We start from the raw sequence: 15,419 nt of genomic DNA, 5'->3' as shown, positions 1-15,419 counted from the left end.
GTGAAGACGACCGGCCCCGCTCCTCGTGAGCGGGAGCGCCCCCCGGCTCTGCCGGCCTCGCTCTCCGTGCCTTCACCCTGATAGACGTCCATCCCCGCCGGGGGTTGCAGGTGGGTTGAAAAGTTTTTTCGGGAGTCTTCGGCGGGGTTTCGGGATACTGCCGGAATGACGGATGAACTGGCGGTCCGACCGGAGAAGGCGGCGGTCGGGGGTGGGGAACGTCGGTCGCTGCGGCGGGACGTGTCGGGGCCGGCGCTGCTGGCGGGACTGGTGTGCGTCGCGGTGTCCTTCTCGGGGCCGCTGGTGGTGGTGCTCGCGGCGGCGGCCGCCGGGCGGCTGGACCCGGTGCACACCGCGTCCTGGATCTGGGCGGTGGCGATCGGCAGCGGGGTGAGCGGCTTCGCGCTCAGCTGGTGGACCCGCACGCCGGTGATCACCGCCTGGTCCACCCCGGGAGCCGCGCTGCTGGTGACCAGCCTGGGCGACTACCCGTACCGGGAGGCGGTCGGGGCGTTCCTGGTGAGCGCCGCGGTGGTGGCGCTGTTCGGGGTGACCGGCTGGTTCGGCCGGCTGATCGCGGCGGTACCGGTGGGGATCGTGAACGCGATGCTGGCGGGCATCCTGTTCTCCTTCGGCGCCGGGATCTTCGGCGCCGTGCACAGCGCGCCGGTGCTGGTGGTGGGCAGCTTCGCGGCCTTCCTGCTGGCCAAGCGGTTCGCGCCCCGGTACGCGGTCCCGGTCGCGCTGCTGGTCGGCGGGGTGCTGGCGGCGCTCACCGTCGGGCTGCCGCTGCACCTGGGCTCGGGCGGGCCGACCGTGCCGGTGCTGACCGTGCCGGCCTTCTCCTGGTCGGCCCTGGTGGGGCTGCTGCTGCCGCTCACCATCGTCACGCTGGCCTCGCAGAACGCGCCGGGCCTCGGGGTGATGCGGGCCTTCGGCTACCGGGCGGACGACCGGCTGCTGATCGGCTCGACCGGCGCGATGTCGATGCTGATGGCGCCCTTCGGCTCGCCCGGGGTGAACCTGGCGGCGATCACGGCGGCGATCTGCTCGGGCCCGGAGGCCCACCCGGACCCGCGCCGCCGGTACGTCGCGGGGATGTCCTCGGGCGCGCTGTACGTGCTGGTGGGCAGCTTCGGCGGGGTGCTGGTGAGCCTGTTCACCGGCCTGCCGAAGGAGCTGATCGCGGTGATCGCCGGGGTCGCGCTGCTGGCCTCGCTGCAGGGCAGCCTGGCGGCGGCGGTGGCCGAGGAGCGCGGGCGGGACGCGGCGGTGGTGACCTTCCTGGCGAGCGCCTCGGGGATGAGCCTGTTCGGCATCGGCTCGGCCTTCTGGGGGCTGCTGTTCGGGCTCGGGACGCACCTGGTGCTGGACCTGGGGAAGCGTTCCCGAAATTGATTGGTATGGCTTGGACGACAGGAATCGTTCGGCCATGTCGGTGACATTTTCTTCGGCCGGTTGGGGCGACACGCCGGTCCGGGTACGTCTCCGCTCCACCACCCGGGCGACGCCGGGTGACCGGAGCCCCGAGGACGAACCCGTATGCCTTCTGGCACCCCAGGCCGTCTCGTCCGGAGTCTGGCCGCGCTCGTGCTGGTGTCCACCGCCGTACTCCCCGCCGCCCTGGAGCTGGTCGGCCCCTCGCCGTTCGGTGTGATCGGGGCGGACGCACCCGTCGACCGGGCGGTGCCGCCGCACACCGCGCTCCGCGCCGACCAGCGGATACCCGCGGCCGCCCCGACCTTCGACATACGTCGCACCGGGGACCCGGCCAACCGGATCACCCTGGTCCTGCTCGGCGACGGCTACACCGGAGACGAGCAGGAGCTGTTCCGGCAGCAGGCCGACAAGGCCTGGCGCGCGCTGATGGACATCGAGCCGTTCCGCACCTACCAGGGGTTCTTCAACATAAGGCGGGTCGAGGTGGTCTCCCCGGTCTCCGGGATAGCCGAGACCGAGAGCCACGGCCGCAATCCCGCCACCCCGCTCGGGATGCACTTCTGGTGCGAGGGCACGGCCCGGCTGCTGTGCGCCGACGAGTCCGCCACCGCCCGGTACGCGGGGGACGGCGCCGGGCCGCAGTACCTGATAGCGCTGGCCAACTCCGCCGAGTACGGCGGCGCCGGGGGCACCGGGGTGACCACCCTGGCCGGGGGCAGCCCGGACGCCGGGCGGATCATCCAGCACGAGATCGGGCACACCGTGGGGGACCTCGGGGACGAGTACGACAGCGCCCCGGAGGACGCCGACTACCCGAACCTCTCCACCGTCAACGCCGACGACATGCGCAAGAAGCAGACCAAGTGGTGGCGCTGGCTGGGCGCCGAGTCCCCGGACGGCGCCGGGACCATCGGGGCGTACCGCAACGCCAACGGCCTCTACCGGCCCACCCCCGACTCGGTGATGCGCACCCTGGGCAGCTCCTACAACCTGCCCTCGCGCGAGGCGATCATCGAGGAGCTCTACCGCAGGGTCCGGCCGACCGACGCCCCCTCGCCGCCGCCCGGGGAGGTGGCCGGGCGCCCCCGGCTGGACGTCCGGCCGCTGCCGCTGACCGGCACCCGCCAGCTGACGGTGGAGTGGAAGGTGGACGGCGTCCCGGTGACGTCGCAGGCCGCGGACGGCGCCCGGCTGGACACCGCGCAGCTGGACCTGGCCCCGGGCCGGACGGCCACCGTGACCGCGACCGTCCGCGACACCACGGACTGGGTGCGGGACGAGGCCTTCCGGGCCCGCTACATGACCAGGTCGGTGTCCTGGACGGTGACCGGCTGAGGGGTCGTTCCTCACCCCAGACTGGGCGTCCAATCATGGGATGACTAATCTGGACGAACTATGACCGTGGAGCCAGCTCGTTCAGCCCCGTCCCTGTCCGTCCCCGCTCCCCGATCCACCGTCGAGCCCCCGGCCGCCACCGCGCCCACGCCGCCCGGCGGACGCGCGGCCTGGCTGGCCTGGTCCGTCGGCGTCAGCGTCTACATCCTGGCAGTCATCCACCGCACCAGCCTCGGCGTGGCCGGACTGGACGCCGCCGAGCGCTTCGGCATCGGCGCCTCGGCGCTGTCCACCTTCTCGATCCTCCAGGTGCTGGTCTACGCGGCCATGCAGGTCCCGGTCGGCCTGCTGGTCGACCGGTTCGGGCCGCGACGGGTGCTGCTGCTCGGCGTGCTGCTGCTCAGCACCGGCCAGCTGGCCTTCGCGTTCAGCTCCTCCTTCGCCCCCGCGCTGGCCTCCCGGGCGGTGCTCGGCTGCGGCGACGCGATGACCTTCATCAGTGTGCTGCGGATCGCCGCCCGCTGGTTCCCGGCGGCGAAGAACCCGTTCGTCGCCCAGCTGACCGGCCTGGCCGGGATGGGCGGCAACCTGGTCACCACCGTGGTGCTCGCCCAGGCGCTGCACAGCGAGGGCTGGACGCCCACCTTCACCGCGATCGCGCTGCTCGGGGTGGCGGTGTTCGTGCTGGTCGCGCTGTTCCTCAAGGACGCGCCCGCGCAGGAGCAGCCGGTCCGGCCGGTCGAACGGCGGGAGCGGGCCGGGATCGGCCGCCAGGTCCTCGACTGCTGGCAGGAGCCGGGCACCAGGCTCGGCCTGTGGATCCACTTCACCACCCAGTTCCCCGGAAACACCTTCGGCCTGCTCTGGGGCCTGCCCTACCTGGTGGAGGCGCAGGGCATGTCCCGGGCCGCGGCCGGCGGGCTGCTGACCCTGCTGGTGCTCTCCAACATGAGCTTCGGCTTTGTCTTCGGCCGGGTGCTCTCCCGCACCGCCCGGGCCCGGATACCGATCGTGTTCGGCGTCCTCACGGCCACCGGGCTCGGCTGGGCGCTGGTGCTGGCCTGGCCGGGCGGGCACCCGCCGACCTGGCTGCTGGTCGGGATCATCCTGGTGATGGGCAGCAACGGCCCGGCCTCGCTGGTCGGCCTGGACTACGCCCGCGCCCGCAACCCGGTGGAGCGGCTCGGCACCGCCTCCGGGATCGTCAACATGGGCGGCTTCATCGGCACGATGATCACCCTGTTCGGCGTCGGTGTGCTGCTGGACGCGCTCTCCCCGGACGGTGCCGGGGCGTACTCGGCCTCCGCCTTCCGCTGGGCGTTCTGCTGGCAGTACGTCCCGCTGGCGGTGGGCACCGCGATGATCCTGCGGCTGCGCCGGAAAGTCGCAGCCGCGTCCTGATCCGTACGGCGGGCCTCAGATGGTGACGGAGAAGTTGGCCAGCACCCGCTCGGCCAGATCCCTGTCTCCCTCCACGCTCACCGGGCCGGGCCGGCCGCGCCCGCAGGCGAGCCGCAGGTAGGTCTCCCAGCCCATGGTGAGCTGGACGTCGGGGGCCAGGCTGATCGACTCGTCCACGGTGCCGCGCCCGGCGGCGTCCACCCGGACGGTGCGCAGGAACTCCACCGGGCCGGTGACGTCCACCACCATGGTCGTCCCGGCCGGGACGCCGGCGCCGTGGGCGACGGCCTTGGGCAGCCGCTCCAGCAGGACGTCCCGGGTGATCAGCGCGCCCGGGGAGTCCAGGTTGCCGGGGGTCTCCAGGGCCCGGCGCAGGTCCTGCTCGTGCACCCAGACGTCGAAGGCCCGCCGCCGCAGCAGCTCGTGGTACGCGACGTCTCCGGCCAGCGGCCCGCCCGGCCAGCGGACCAGATCGTCAGGCGTCTGCTTGGCGTTCCGCAGCGCACGGGAGCGGCGGATGATCGTGTACTCCAGCTCGCTGGTCATCTCCAGCGCGGTGTGGCAGCGGCGCTTGTCGACCGGCAGTTCGACGTAGCGGGCGAACTCGGTGGTCACGTGGCGAAGATCACGCGGCAGCGAGTGGATCGGGCGCGGGTCGCCCAGCAGCTCGGACTCGACCGCGATCACGTGCGACACGATGTCCCGGACCGACCAGCCCGGGCACTCGGTGGCCCGGTTCCAGGATCCTTCGGGGAGGGGGGTGACCAGCTCCGATATGGACTCGATGCTCTGCGTCCATGCCTCGGTGTAAGCCTGCACGGTCTGGTTGTCCGTCACGGGAATCTCCGGCCCTCCGTCAGCTTTCCTACGCTCCGCGCCCGGCCGTCGCGGTCGGCCGGGATGGTCCGGCTTCCGGGCGCACACGCTAACCGCACGTTACGCTGCCGGGAGACAGCTGGGCAGCGCTTTCGGGTGACGATCGTAGGTCTCTTGCCGTGGACGGTGGTACTGTGCGCGCTTCATTGATCCAACTCGCGGTCTCCGACGCCGAGCCGCCCGCCGAGCGGCGGGCCCGGGCCGCGTCGCTGGTACGGGCGCAGCAGGGCGCCGACCTGGTGGTGCTGCCGGAGTTGTGGCCGCTCGGCGGCTTCGCCTACGACCTCTGGTCGGAGGGTGCCGAGACCCTGGACGGGCCCACCTCGGACGCGATGGCGGCGGCCGCCCGGGCCGCCGGGGTCTGGCTGCACGCCGGTTCGATCGTCGAACGGGACCCGGACGGGCCGATCTACAACACCTCACTGCTGTTCGCCCCGGACGGCGAGCTGGTGCACACCTACCGGAAGATCCACCGCTTCGGCTTCGACAGCGGCGAGGCGGTGGTGATGGGCGCCGGGCAGGAGATCGTCACCGCGCCCACCGACTTCGGCACCCTGGGCCTTGCCACCTGCTACGACCTGCGCTTCCCCGAGCTGTTCCGGGCGCTGCTGGACGCCGGCGCACAGCTGCTGGTGGTCCCGGCGGCCTGGCCGGCCCGGCGGCGCGAGCACTGGACGCTGCTGGCCCGGGCCCGGGCGGTGGAGGAGCAGGCCTTCGTGCTGGCCTGCAACACCGCCGGGACGCACGCCGGGGTCGAGCAGGCCGGGCACAGCATCGTGGTGGACCCGTGGGGCCGGGTGCTGGCCGAGGCGGGGGACGGCGAGCAGGTGCTGACCATCGAGCTCGACCCGGCCGAGGTGGGCAAGGCGCGCGAGGACTTCCCGGTGCTGCGGGACCGCCTGCTCGGCATCCCGGCGCCCGTCCAGAGGTAGCGCCGGCCCGCCCCGGAGCCGCAGTGCCGGAGGGTTGGGGAGGGTTGGTTCGTACCTGCCCCGGGCCGGTTTGAGAAGATGAGCACTCGTCGTGTTTTCTGCCGCTCGTCGGCCGGTCCGTCGCGGGTCGGCACGGCGGCCTGCCCGAGGAGGTCGCGCGCATGTCCGGCAGCGGCGCAAGCGGCACCCCCCGTCCCGTCATCCACCGCAACAGCCTGCGCGAGCAGATCGCCGGCGCCCTGCGCGAGGAGATGATGGCCGGCCGGCTGGCGGCCGGCCGCAACTTCACCGTCAAGGAGATCGCCGAGCTGTACGGCGTCTCCGCGACCCCGGCCCGCGAGGCGCTCGTCGACCTCGGCGCCCAGGGGCTGCTGCGGGCCGAGCACCACCGCGGCTTCACGGTGCCGGAGCTGTGCTGGGAGGACTTCCTGGAGATCTTCGAGTCCAGGGTGCTGCTCACCGACAGCTTCTACCGCCAGTTCTCCACCCGCCGGGCGCTGCCCGACCTCACCCGGCTGCCCTCGCTGCGCCGCCGGGCCGACTCGGCGGTGCGGGCCGCCCGGGCCGGGAACCTGGACGTGATGGTGGGCTGTGACCGCCGGTTCTGGCAGGAGGTCTCCGCCCTGCTCGGCAACCGCCGGATCGGGGACTACCTGGACTGGCTGCGGGTGCAGGCCTGGATGTTCGCCGCGCCCTACCTGCGGGAGACGCCCACCCTGGCCGGGGTCTGCTGGGACCGCCACCTGGACCTGGTCGAGGCGATCGGGGCCCGCGACCTCGAAGGCGCGCACCGGATCATCTGCGAGTACAACCTGTTCACCGTCCGGCTGCTGGCCGAGCTGGCCGGGCGGCCGCTGGAGTCGGTGACGGTGCTGGGGCTGCTCACCGAGGCCGCCGGGGTGGAGCCGGCGCCGGCCGAGCCGCCCGCACCGCACCTCCCGGGGGAGCCCGCGGCGGAGCCCGGGACGGCCCGGCCCGGGCGGCCCCGGCGGGGCGAGGACGTCGGCCGGGAGCTGGGCCGCGAGCTCGGCCTCGGCCTCGGGCTGGTGCCGCAACCGCGCTGGGTACCGCACGGGCGGTTCGGCCGGCGGCTGTCCGAACCGACGCCCGAGGCTCAGCAGGGACGGCCCGGTCCGCACACCGCGCCGGGCCGGTAGGGTGGGCGGGCGTCGAACCCGCTGCCCGGGCAAGGGCCGTCCGGGTACCGACTCCGCCCCCCGTCGTCGCCCCGCCCCGCGGGCGATCCCCGCCGTCCGGAGAGGAACTGCCGGCCATGGCCTGCGACCTCTGGCTCGTCCCGCTGGTGGACGTGCTGAGCCACAGCCCCGACAACCCCTTCCGGGACGACCTCGCGCTCTACAACGCGGTGCTGACCTCCCGCGGGCTGCCCCAGGTGCCGGTCTACCAGTACGTCCCCGGGCTGAGCGGAGCGGTCGAGCCGATAGCCGCCTTCGACTACGACTCGCTGCACTTCCTGCGCCGCGCCTACCTGCTGGGCCTCACCGGCCTGGACATCACTCCGGTCGACGCGCTCGGCGGCGACTACGAGCAGCTGCTGGAGATGTTCGAGAGCAATGCCGAACAGTCGCACCTGGTCTGGCACTTCGACCACGCCGGCGCGTACGTGCCGGTCGAGTTCCCGACCCCGCTGGTGGACGACGCGCTGCTCGCCTCCGGCGGTCCGCTCGGCTCCAGCCACGGGCTGCTGCGCGAACTGCAGGCCGTGGCACCGGCGCTGGGCATCGACCCGCTCAACCCGCCGGACCCGACCCGGCCGCTCGGCCCGACCGGCCTGGAGCAGCCGTTCGGGCCGCCGATCGACGACGTGCACCCCTTCGCCCGCGAGCGGCACGCCTGGTCGGGCCTGTACGCGGCGGCGACCCGGAGCCTCGCCCAGGGCTCGATGATCGTCTTCGCGTAGCGTCGCCGTCCGGCGACCACCCCGGCCGGCGATCGCCCGCCGACTACCGCAGCGGGCCCTCCGGCGGCCGCTGGCGCGGCATGGTGGGCCTGGTCCCCGGCGGCGGCAGCACCCGCACCTGGGCGCCCACCCCGGGCTCGGTGCGCCCGCCCCAGGCCCCGGGGGCCTGGGTGGGCAGCCGGGTCATCGAGGCACGGAACTCCAGCATCCACTCCGAGGTCTCGGTGCGGACCATGTCCGAGACGTCCTCGCAGAACCGTCGCAGCACGCCCAGGCAGCGCTCGGCGGCCTCGCCGGCGGTGCCCTCGGTCGGGCCGAGCACCTCGCGCACGCACTCCGACGCCCAGTCGAACTGGAAGGCCTCCAGGCGTCGTTGCAGCGCCTGCGCGGTGGAGACGTCTCGCATCCAGCCGGAGGTGAGGCCGAAGACCCGGTCGGTGCCGTAACAGGCGGCGGCGAGCGCCAGGCCCACGTAACCCCAGCTGGTGCCGTGCGGGACCGCGCCGGTCAGGTCCACCAGCGGGGCGGTCACCCCGCCCACCGCGAAACCGGCCGTGCCGAAGCGCAGCAGTCGCGCCCAGCGGCGCTTCCAGACCCGGTCCCGGCGGTACCACTCGATCGCCTCGACCGCCCGCTCCTCGGACCAGCGGTAGAGCTCCTCCAGCCGCTCGGCGGGCTCGCCCCAGTCCCCGAGCGGGAACTGTCGGGTGCTCAGATCGGTCCGGCGGCGGGTGGAGGCCCGCCGGGCGACGGCGGCGGCGGTGGGCTGGTCCTCCTCGCCGATCTCCTTGCCCCAGGCACTCTCCTCGGGCTGCATTTCCGGCTGGCTCACCTGTGAGGCTCCCTGTGGCGGGCGGGCGGCTGGGTCTGGCGGCGCACCGGCTGACGTGACGTCTGCCGGTGGTTGTCCAACAGCACTTCTTACCGCCAAATGGCTGACCGTGGGGACGCTTCCAAGGTGATCGTTATCGGTTTCGGCCCCCGGAACCCGAGGTGAGCGGGTTGCGGGGGGCGGCGAGATTTCACCCGTCCGAGCGAGGCCCCGGTGACCCGCCGTCCTGACCCGGACGCCCGCCGCACATCCGGCCCCTCCGGGCTTGGAGGTTCCTCCTGTGTCGTCGGCGTACGGACCTCTTCTCCTGGAGGATCCGACGGGACCGGAGAGCGGCCGGAACAGGCCACCGACTACGCTGCCAGGCGTGAAGGTCCTCGTCATCGGCGGCGGCGCCCGCGAACACGCCCTGTGCCGCTCCCTGTCCCAAGATCCCTCCGTGACCGAGTTGCACTGTGCCCCGGGCAACGCCGGGATCGCCCAGGTGGCGACGGTGCACCCGGTCGACCAGCTCGACGGCGCCCAGGTCACCGAGCTGGCCCGGCGCCTCGGCTCCGACCTGGTCGTGGTCGGCCCGGAGGCCCCGCTGGTGGCCGGCGTCGCCGACCCGCTGCGCGCGGCCGGCATCCCGGTGTTCGGTCCCTCCTCCGGCGCCGCGCAGCTGGAGGGTTCCAAGGCCTTCGCCAAGGACGTGATGGCCGAGGCCGGTGTGCCCACCGCCCGCTCCTACGTCTGCACCACCCCCGAGGAGGCCGCCGCGGCGCTCGACGCGTTCGGCGCGCCGTACGTGGTCAAGGACGACGGCCTGGCCGCCGGCAAGGGCGTCGTGGTCACCTCCGACCGCGAGGCCGCGCTGGCGCACGCCGCCGCCTGCGAGCGCGTGGTCATCGAGGAGTACCTGGACGGCCCCGAGGTCTCGCTGTTCGCGATCACCGACGGCACCACCGTGCTGCCGTTGCAGCCCGCGCAGGACTTCAAGCGCGCGCTGGACGGCGACGAGGGCCCCAACACCGGTGGCATGGGCGCCTACTCGCCGCTGCCCTGGGCGCCGGCCGGGCTGGTCGAGGAGGTTCTGGAGACCGTCCTGCAGCCGACCGTGGACGAGCTGCGCCGGCGCGGCACCGAGTTCTCCGGCCTGCTCTACGCGGGCCTGGCGCTCACCTCGCGCGGTACCCGGGTGATCGAGTTCAACGCCCGCTTCGGCGACCCGGAGACCCAGGTCGTGCTGGCCCGGCTGCGCACCCCGCTGGCCGGCCTGCTGATGGCCTCCGCCACCGGCACCCTGGACCAGCTGGAGCCGCTGCGCTGGGACGAGGACGCGGCCGTCACCGTGGTCATCGCCTCCGAGGGCTACCCGGCCGCCCCGCGCACCGGCGACCCGATCGAGGGCCTGGCCGAGGCCGAGGCGGACGGCACCGCGTTCGTGCTGCACGCCGGCACGAAGGTGGACGAGGACGGCCGGGTGCTGAGCGCCGGCGGCCGCGTCCTGTCGGTCACCGCGACCGGCGCCGACCTGGCCCAGGCGCGCGCCCGCGCGTACGCCGCCGTGGACCGGATCTCCCTCAAGGGCAGCCAGCACCGCACCGACATCGCGCTCAAGGCGGCCACCGCGTAGCGCACCCGTACCCCTGCGGCCCCCGTGCGAATCGCCCGCACGGGGGCCGCGCCGTGTGCGAGCGCCCCCGGAGGCGGGCGAGCCCCGGAGGGGGCGATTCAACCCCCATGGGCGCAGTGCCCCCGGCGTTTCCGGGACGGGGGTGAATCCGGGGGCGGCGCACCGTTCGGCGGCCGGATTCCAGCCCATCGGGTGACAGCACCCGCATCCGGCTGACGTAACCGGCCGCCTGGCCTTATGGTGCGCTGGATCGCAGTGCGACGAGGCCGTGCGCCGGGGTCGCCGCCGGGTAGCGGCGCGCCCGCGGGGGGATGCTGGACGGCGTTCGGCCCGGCGGTCGCCCGGGTGCTTCGCACCGGACCGGTCGCAGGCGTCCGGAATCCGGGCGACGTCACCGGGACGAGTGGAAACCGGGTCGATCCGGAACACCCGCCCGGACCGGGGCGTCGAAAATGTCAGTAGCGCCACAAAGCATGCACTGCCGGGGATCGGACGCCTCCGCACCCCGGTCGGAACTGATCATTTCGAGTCGGCTCAGGGCCCGTAGTCGGGCGCCCGAGGGCTCCGAAGGGGGTGCCGCACCGTATGGCCGCAGTCGACACCGCGCGCGCTCACGCCCAGGCGGTCCTGCGGGTCCGAGGCCTGGCCCTGGCCGCTGCCGTCCTGCCCGCCGCCGTCGCCGTGGTCCTGCTCGCGGGCCGGTTCACCGGACGGATCGGCGCGCCCGGCTCGTCCGACGCCGCCGGCTGGGACGCCGCCCGCTGGGCGGTCTGCGCGGTCGCCGCCCTGACCCTGCTGGTGGCCGGGCTGACCGCCCGCGCCTACCGCCGGGCCGTCCCGCCGCAGACCCCGGCCGTCCCGGTCGCCCGTGCCGAGGCCCCCGAGCTGTACCGGCTGATCGACGAACTCGCCGACCGGCTGGACGTGCCCGCGCCCTCCGCGATCGCGCTCACCCCGGACTGCGACAGCTGGCTGGAGGACCTCCCGCCGGTGAAGCGGCCCGGCCTGCTGCGGCCGCACCCCGCGCCGCCCGCGCCGGTGCTGGTGATCGGCTCGCCGTTCCTGTGGTGGATGCGGTCCGGTGAACTGCGCGCCCTGCTCGCCCCCGTGGTGGCCGGCACCGCCGCCTCCGCCGACCCGGAGATCGCCGCCGCCCGCCGCTTCCTGCGCAGCCTGGACGCCTGCCTGGACTCCGGCGCGGGCGAGGCCCCGGGCCTCGGCGGCGGCATCCTGGCCGTCCCGCCCCGGCCGCCCCGCCGCGCCCCGGCCGCGCTCGCCGAGCGGGTCACCCGGCGGATCACCCGCCGCCTGCTGGCCGCCTGCCGGGGCCACTCCGCCGAGCTGGAGCGGTCCGTCGCGAGCTGGGCCTCCGAGCACGCCCGGGCGGTCGACTACGGTCTGCGGATCGCCGCCCAGGAACAGGTGGGCCTGGCGTACGCCGGCTGGGACCGGCTGCTCACCCGGGTCGCGCTGCCCGCCTGGCGGCTCGGCCGCCACCCCGCGCACCTCAACGCCGGCGTGGTCGCCGCGCTCACCGAGCTGTCCCGTCGCGACCGGCTGGCCGACGGCTACGGCAACCGGCTCGGCGACCGCCCCGCCTGCGACCTGCTGGAGGAGCCCGGCGCGGTGGACCGGGCGGTCTCCCGGCTCGCCGCCGAGCTGTTCTTCGGTCGCCCGGCGGCCGGAGCCTGGCACGAGCTGGAGTGGGCCGACTACCCGGCCGGGGTGGTGGACGCCGGCTGGCGGGCCCGAGCGGCCGCCCTGCAGTCCGCGCTGGACCGGCTCGCCCCGCAGTCCCGCCCCGGCGCCCCGACCCTCACCCGTCTGCTGGTCCGGCTCGCCGAGGGCGACGGCGAGCAGCTGGCCGCCGCCCTCGCCGCCCAGCTCTCCCGCACCACCACCCCGGCCCCGCTGCTCGAACCCGACCGCACCGGCCGCGACCTGCTGGTCGACCACGTCACCGCGATGGTCTCCTGCGCCGCCGTGGACACCGCGGGCGGCGCCCCGGGCCTGGACTGGCTGGACGGCCCGGTGCTGCTGCTCGGCGGGGTCCGCCGCACCGACCTGGCCGGGCCGGTCGCCCAGGCCGTGGAGCAGGGCCAGGACGGTCCGCTGCGCGCCTGGCTGGACGCGGCCGAGGTCCGCCTGGAGAAGCCCGTACGCCTCTGAAGGTCCGTGAACGCCTCTGACGCCACATCGGCCACAGAGGGCGCTCGGCGCCCCGGCACGCGCCCCTGTCCGGTCCGGTCGCCGGCCGTCTCCGCAGGCCGGAGGCCCGGTCCGGACGGCCCGCGAGATTCCCGACACCAATTGCTACCGTAGGGTGACGCAGCGCCAGCACGGTGTGGTGTATTAGACCGCACGCGCATCCGGGGGGCACGTGCCACCCCGGACGGAGGTGCACCTGGGAGGGGCGCGTGGGGACCGAACTCAACCGCCGCTGGGAGTCGGGAACGCATGCGTACAGCGTCTCCGACCCCTTCGGCCAGGGCCCGCTGCCCTGGCTGCGCAGCCCCGACCAGTACCTGGCGGGGGCGGAGGGCGCCGTGCCCTGGTACGTGTCGGTGGACGCCCCCGGCCAGCAGCCGCTGACGGCCGGCGCGCGGCCCAAGCCGCCGGTCGGCACCCCGCAGAGCTCCAACGACGTGGACCAGCAGATCAAGGGCTTCGCGTCGGCCGGGGTGATCCGCCCCGGCGGCTCGGTGGACTTCCGGGTCACCGTCAACCCGCCCCGCGAGTTCACCGTGGACGTCTACCGGATCGGCCACTACGGCGGCGACGGCGCCCGGCACATGACGTCCAGTCCGCTGATCGCCGGGCTGGCCCAACCCGCCCCGCTGGTGGTCGAGCGGACGGTCTCCTGCCACCACTGGTGGCACTCCTGGCGACTGCAGATCCCGGTGCACTGGAAGCCCGGCGCGTACGTCGCCGTGCTGACCACCGCGGACATGCTGCACCGCAGCCACATCCCGTTCACCGTGAGGGACTTCGCGGAGCAGGGGCGTACGGCCGAACTGCTCCTGGTGGTCCCGGACGTGACCTGGCAGGCGTACAACCTGTTCCCCGAGGACGGCCGCACCGGCGCCAGCCTCTACCACGCCTGGGACGGCCGGGGCGGCCTGGTCGGCGAGCCCGAGGCGGCCGTCACCGTCTCCTTCGACCGCCCGCACGCCACCGCCGGGCTGCCGCTGCACGTCGGCCACGCGTACGACTTCATCCGCTGGGCCGAGCGCTACGGCTACGACCTCTCCTACGCCACCGCCACCGACCTGCACGCCGGCCTGGTGGACCCGGCCGAGCACCGGGCGCTGGTCTTCCCCGGCCACGACGAGTACTGGTCCGAGCCGATGCGCCGGGCCGCCGAGCGGGCCCGGGACGGCGGCACCTCGCTGGTCTTCCTGTCCGCCAACACCATGTACTGGCGGGTCGAGCTGACCGCCGCGGCCTCCGGCGAGCCCAACCGGCTGCTCAACTGCCGCAAGCGGCAGAAGGCTGCCCCCGGCAGCCCGGCCGCCGGGGTGCCCGGCGCGGCCAGCGCGCTGTGGCGGGACGCCGGGGAGCCCGAGCAGCACCTGCTGGGGGTGCAGTACTCGGGCCGGGTCGCCGCGCCCGTCCCGCTGGTCGCCCGGCACACCGCGCACTGGCTCTGGGACGGCACCGGGCTGCAGGAGGGCGACGAGCTGCCCGGCCTGGTCGCGGGGGAGGCCGACCGGTACTACCCCAAGGTGGCGCTGCCCGGGCACACCGAGCGGGTGCTGCTGGCGCACTCGCCGTACCAGGACCTGTCCGGCCGCACCCGCTACCAGGAGACCTCGCTGTACCGGGCACCCAGCGGCGCGTACGTCTTCGCGGCCGGCACCTTCGCCTGGTCGCCCGCGCTGGGGCGGCCCGGCTTGACCGACGAGCGGATCCAGCGGGCCACCGCCAACCTGCTGGACCGGCTCTGCAAGAACTGAGCTCCGGGGGGCATGAAAGACTGCGGGGGCAGTGACCTCCCCTTTCGCGGTGCCCCAGGCCCGTGAACGACCCCTGAGGACTGAGACACCTTGAGCGGATTTGTCACCAAGCCCGAGCCGGTCCAGGTACCCGGCCTGGTCCACCTGCACACCGGCAAGGTGCGCGACCTCTACCGCACCGGGTCGGGCGAGCTGGTGATGGTCGCCAGCGACCGGATGTCCGCCCACGACTGGGTGCTGCCGAACGAGATCCCGGACAAGGGGCGCGTCCTCACCCAGCTCTCGCTCTGGTGGTTCGAGCGGATCGCCGACATCGTGCCCAACCACGTGATCTCCACCGAGGTCCCGGTCGGCGCCCCCGCCGACTGGAAGGGCCGCACGCTGATCTGCAAGAACCTGGACATGATCCCGGTGGAGGCGGTCGCCCGCGGCTACCTGGCCGGCTCCGGTCTGACCGAGTACAACGAGAGCCGCACGGTCTGCGGCATCGCCCTGCCGGAGGGCCTGGAGAACAGCTCCGAGCTGCCCGCCCCGATCTACACCCCGGCGCTCAAGGCCGAGGTCGGCGAGCACGACGAGAACGTCCCCTACGAGGAGACCGCCCGCCGGATCGGTGCCGAGCTGGCCAACCAGGTGCGCCGCACCACCCTGGACGTCTACGCCCGGGCCCGGGACATCGCCCGCGACCGCGGCATCATCCTGGCCGACACCAAGTTCGAGTTCGGCCTGCTGGACGGCGAGCTGGTGATCGGCGACGAGGTGCTCACCCCGGACTCCTCCCGCTACTGGCCGGCCGACGAGTACCAGCCGGGCCGCTCGCAGTCGTCCTTCGACAAGCAGCTGATCCGTGACTGGCTGGTCTCCCCGGCCTCCGGCTGGGACCGCTACAGCGAGCAGCCGCCGCCGGAGCTGCCGGCCGAGGTGGTCGAGCAGACCCGGGCCAAGTACATCGAGGTGTACGAGCGGCTGACCGGCACCAGCTGGGTCTGATCCGCGACCGCCCGCGAGTACGGCAAGGGGACCAGAGCCAGCCGTGCTCGCGGGCGATCCGCACCGCCGCGCGGCGGTTCTCCGCGTCCGGGAACAGCACCTCGGGGCGGCCGAGCAGGGC

12 protein-coding genes are annotated in these 15,419 nt (G+C 74.2%); 10 read left to right on the top strand and 2 right to left on the bottom strand.

The annotated features are described in order from the left end of the window. Nucleotides 1–165: 165 nt before the first annotated feature. The 3 genes from ACWC9T_RS01205 (at nucleotide 166) to ACWC9T_RS01195 (ending at nucleotide 4,176) form a co-directional block, all read left to right on the top strand. Nucleotides 166–1,398, top strand: a complete 1,233-nt coding sequence (locus ACWC9T_RS01205; RefSeq protein WP_449818983.1) for a benzoate/H(+) symporter BenE family transporter — start codon at nucleotides 166–168, stop codon at nucleotides 1,396–1,398. A 144-nt stretch (nucleotides 1,399–1,542) separates the two neighbouring features. Then, on the top strand, nucleotides 1,543–2,775 hold the full coding sequence (locus tag ACWC9T_RS01200) for a M64 family metallopeptidase (protein WP_449818982.1): 1,233 nt from the start codon (nucleotides 1,543–1,545) through the stop codon (nucleotides 2,773–2,775). A 60-nt stretch (nucleotides 2,776–2,835) separates the two neighbouring features. Then, entirely contained in the window at nucleotides 2,836–4,176 is a 1,341-nt protein-coding gene (locus ACWC9T_RS01195; RefSeq protein WP_449818981.1) for an MFS transporter, read from the top strand. Nucleotides 4,177–4,191: 15 nt separating this feature from the next. On the opposite strand, the gene ACWC9T_RS01190 is transcribed toward ACWC9T_RS01195, so the two are convergent. Next, on the bottom strand, nucleotides 4,192–5,013 hold the full coding sequence (locus ACWC9T_RS01190; protein ID WP_449818980.1) for a maleylpyruvate isomerase family mycothiol-dependent enzyme: 822 nt from the start codon (nucleotides 5,011–5,013) through the stop codon (nucleotides 4,192–4,194). 173 nt (nucleotides 5,014–5,186) lie between these two features. On the opposite strand from ACWC9T_RS01190, the gene ACWC9T_RS01185 reads away from it, so the two are divergent. The 3 genes from ACWC9T_RS01185 (at nucleotide 5,187) to ACWC9T_RS01175 (ending at nucleotide 7,905) form a co-directional block, all read left to right on the top strand. Continuing rightward, nucleotides 5,187–5,984, top strand: a complete 798-nt coding sequence (locus ACWC9T_RS01185) for a carbon-nitrogen family hydrolase (protein WP_449818979.1) — start codon at nucleotides 5,187–5,189, stop codon at nucleotides 5,982–5,984. 161 nt (nucleotides 5,985–6,145) lie between these two features. Beyond that, complete coding sequence (locus tag ACWC9T_RS01180; protein ID WP_449818978.1) at nucleotides 6,146–7,141, top strand: GntR family transcriptional regulator; 996 nt, start codon at nucleotides 6,146–6,148, stop codon at nucleotides 7,139–7,141. 116 nt (nucleotides 7,142–7,257) lie between these two features. Then, the gene (locus ACWC9T_RS01175) at nucleotides 7,258–7,905 is read left to right on the top strand and encodes a hypothetical protein (protein ID WP_449818977.1); all 648 of its coding nucleotides are present in this window, start codon (nucleotides 7,258–7,260) and stop codon (nucleotides 7,903–7,905) included. A 43-nt stretch (nucleotides 7,906–7,948) separates the two neighbouring features. Here the strand turns inward: ACWC9T_RS01175 and ACWC9T_RS01170 are convergent, their stop codons facing one another. Next, nucleotides 7,949–8,737, bottom strand: coding sequence for an SLATT domain-containing protein (locus tag ACWC9T_RS01170; RefSeq protein WP_449818976.1), 789 nt, complete (start codon nucleotides 8,735–8,737; stop codon nucleotides 7,949–7,951). Between the two features lie 367 nt (nucleotides 8,738–9,104). On the opposite strand from ACWC9T_RS01170, the gene purD reads away from it, so the two are divergent. From purD to ACWC9T_RS01150, 4 genes are all read left to right on the top strand, one after another. Beyond that, nucleotides 9,105–10,352, top strand: coding sequence for a phosphoribosylamine--glycine ligase (gene purD, locus ACWC9T_RS01165; protein WP_449818975.1), 1,248 nt, complete (start codon nucleotides 9,105–9,107; stop codon nucleotides 10,350–10,352). A gap of 585 nt (nucleotides 10,353–10,937) precedes the next feature. Next, nucleotides 10,938–12,521, top strand: a complete 1,584-nt coding sequence (locus tag ACWC9T_RS01160) for a hypothetical protein (protein WP_449818974.1) — start codon at nucleotides 10,938–10,940, stop codon at nucleotides 12,519–12,521. 248 nt (nucleotides 12,522–12,769) lie between these two features. Next, on the top strand, nucleotides 12,770–14,308 hold the full coding sequence (locus ACWC9T_RS01155) for a N,N-dimethylformamidase beta subunit family domain-containing protein (RefSeq protein WP_449818973.1): 1,539 nt from the start codon (nucleotides 12,770–12,772) through the stop codon (nucleotides 14,306–14,308). A gap of 90 nt (nucleotides 14,309–14,398) precedes the next feature. Next, complete coding sequence (locus ACWC9T_RS01150) at nucleotides 14,399–15,298, top strand: phosphoribosylaminoimidazolesuccinocarboxamide synthase (protein ID WP_449818971.1); 900 nt, start codon at nucleotides 14,399–14,401, stop codon at nucleotides 15,296–15,298. The last annotated feature ends 121 nt before the right edge of the window (nucleotides 15,299–15,419 follow it).

Source organism: Kitasatospora sp. NPDC001159 (assembly GCF_053598235.1).
The sequence above is the reverse complement of the archived record's forward strand: the minus strand, read 5'-3'. Positions and strand labels throughout refer to the sequence as shown.